Annotated in this window: 3 protein-coding genes; 2 read left to right on the top strand and 1 reads right to left on the bottom strand. The window is 30.7% G+C overall.

Going from position 1 to position 2,544, the window contains the following annotated elements; all coding sequences use genetic code 11:
- Both RCF13_RS13875 and RCF13_RS13870 read left to right on the top strand, forming a co-directional pair.
- Nucleotides 1-1,096, top strand: a 1,096-nt coding sequence (locus RCF13_RS13875) for a DNA cytosine methyltransferase (RefSeq protein ID WP_308141262.1), incomplete at its 5' end; no start/stop codon positions are given.
- 31 nt (nt 1,097-1,127) lie between these two features.
- Entirely contained in the window at nt 1,128-1,601 is a 474-nt protein-coding gene (locus RCF13_RS13870; protein WP_086403673.1) for a hypothetical protein, read from the top strand.
- A 90-nt stretch (nt 1,602-1,691) separates the two neighbouring features.
- Here the strand turns inward: RCF13_RS13870 and RCF13_RS13865 are convergent.
- The coding region (locus tag RCF13_RS13865) for a peptidylprolyl isomerase (RefSeq protein ID WP_308141261.1) at nt 1,692-2,544 on the bottom strand (853 nt) is incomplete at its 5' end.

Here is a 2,544-nt window from a genome sequence, read left to right as displayed (position 1 = left end):
TAAAAAAGTAATTGTTCGTCCATTAAGGTTTAATCTTATGAACGTTCAGATTCTACCTAAAAAAACAGATGAACGAATTTCATTATTAAGCGTTTGTGCTGGAGGAGGAATTGGAACAGCAGCATTTGTTGATACACAATACTTTACACCTACTGCAGAAATAGAATTGGAAGATGATTGTGTGGAAGTATTAAGACATAATTTCGGTGATAAGTCATTTGTTTTTAATGGAGATATTAGAGATATTAACGAAATACCAAAAAGCGATGTTATGAATATTACCCTTCCATGTAATAAATGGACCCAAATTGGCTCTATGACGGAGGGGCTACAAACAGATTTATCCATTGCAGCTGCTAGGATAATAAGAGCTTCTGCTCCAGAAATGCTATTTTTTGAAAATGTACCTAGATTTTTCTCAAGTGATATATTTAGAGATTTAAAGAATCTTGTGAAAGATATGTTCCCGTATTGGAGTGAAAAAAATATAGATGCTGTAGACTTTGGTTCTATTGCAAAAAGAAATAGGACTTACGCTGTAGCTTTTCGGTCGGAAGAAGCATTTTTAAACTTTGAATTCCCTTCTCCTCCAAGAACAGTAAAACGTTCTAAATTAAGAGAATATTTGGATGGGAAAAATGTAATCCATCAATGGAAAGACTTAAGAACATGGATGGATAGTTTTCAGAGTAGAAGTGCTTTTAAGGATCGGAATTTGACTAAGACTTTTGTAACACCAGATGCTAAAGAAATACAGTGTATATTAGGGCGATATAGAAGTCATTGTTCAAGTAACTCATATCTATTGAATGAAGACAAAACAAAGTGGCGTTTTTTTAGTATTAGTGAACTAAAAAGAATTTTAAGTATCCCACAAAGTTTTAGCTTTCCAGATACTATACCGTTAACGAGAAGATATGAAATTATTGGTCAAAGTGTGGATTGTAGAATAATTAAGGGTATTGCAAATCAGATTGCCAAGACGTTTTATAAAATAAAGACTTTATACAGGGAAAAGAAGAAAAATATTTCAAACCTATGCAAGGAGCATATACCAATTTCAGTTGAAGAAAATGGCCAACTAACATTAATTTAGAAAACTCTTCAAAAAATAAGGGGGAATCAAAATGAAAAAAGAAAAAGTTAGTATTTATGGATTGAGCTTTGAAAATGGTGTTCCTAGTTTTAATTTAAGAATAACTATGGAATTTGATTATTATAGGGTTAATAATCAAATTCAAGATTTGAATAAGGAATATAACATGCAACATATTGCTATACCAGCTGATATTTTACCTGATAATAACGAGGAAATAGTGGTAATGCATCGGTATGTAGAAAGGTATGTAAAGCATTATAAATCTGATTTTTATGTTTTAGATATGTTAACTTATTTTAAGTTCAACTGTAAGGTCATATGGGTATTAAGGGATAATGGAACTAATATGATAGGTGTAGAAAACGAAGAAACGATTATGGTATTAGAACATTATGCTGATCGTTGTAAAGCAATATTTTTAATTGATAACGGACGATTTAAAAAGGTCTCTCTAAATAAAGCAATCGAAATTTTTAATAAAAGTAAAATAACATCAAATTAAAAAGTAAGAACACCCACATTTCGTACTTTTATGGGTGTTCTTACTTTTTAGAAATTCTGTGAATTATTTATAAGATTAATACAAATTACTTTATTTAGGTGTTGGCTGTTCAATTGATTTTGAATTATTTTTATACAAATCCTTTAATTTATCTTCCCCAATTTTAATATGCTCTTTATCCAAAAGCTTTTGGATTTCAGCATTTATTTTGGACTGATCAATTTTTTTTGTGATTAACTCGCTCTCTAATTGAGGTTTCATTTTTTCAAAAGATGGTAGTTTTTTTTCATCTATTAATTTAATGATATGGTATCCAAAATCTGTGTGTACAGGTTGACTTACTTCCCCAGGTTTTAATTTTCTCGCGGCATCTTGGAATGGTTGAAGCATATCACCATCTTTAAAATATCCAATATCGCCACCTTTTTCTTTAGTCGCTACATCAAGAGAAAATTCTTTAGCTAAACTTCCGAAATCTTCTCCTGCATCAATCTTCCCTTTAATATCGTTTGCTTGCTGTTCGTCAGCAACTAAAATATGACTTACCCTTAATTCAGGTTTTTTTTGTTGGTATAAATCTTTTAAGTCTTTTTCTTTTACTTTGATGTGATCCAGTGCTAGTTTTTGCTTTAGTTTATCTAGTTTTATAACATCTCGTAATTGCTCCTCATTACTTACCCCATTTTGAGCGAGAAAATCTTTAAATGTATTACCGAATTCAGCTTTTAAACGTTTTATTTCATCATCAATTTCACCATTTGATACTTTATATTTTTTCTCCAAAACTTTTAGTGTTATTAATTCATCTAAAGTACGCTCTCCTACTTTGTCTACCATATGTTCATAAAGTTGTTCCTTAGTTATGGTACCACTATCAGTTTTAGCGGCATAGTCTGCTGAATTTCCATCAAAAAGTGAACATCCGCCTACAAGAGAAATTGTA

Source organism: Stenotrophomonas maltophilia group sp. RNC7 (assembly GCF_030910085.1).
Classification (GTDB): Bacteria; Pseudomonadota; Gammaproteobacteria; order Xanthomonadales; family Xanthomonadaceae; genus Stenotrophomonas; species Stenotrophomonas sepilia.
Note: the sequence above shows the minus strand (reverse complement) of the source record. Positions and strands in the feature narration are given on the sequence as shown.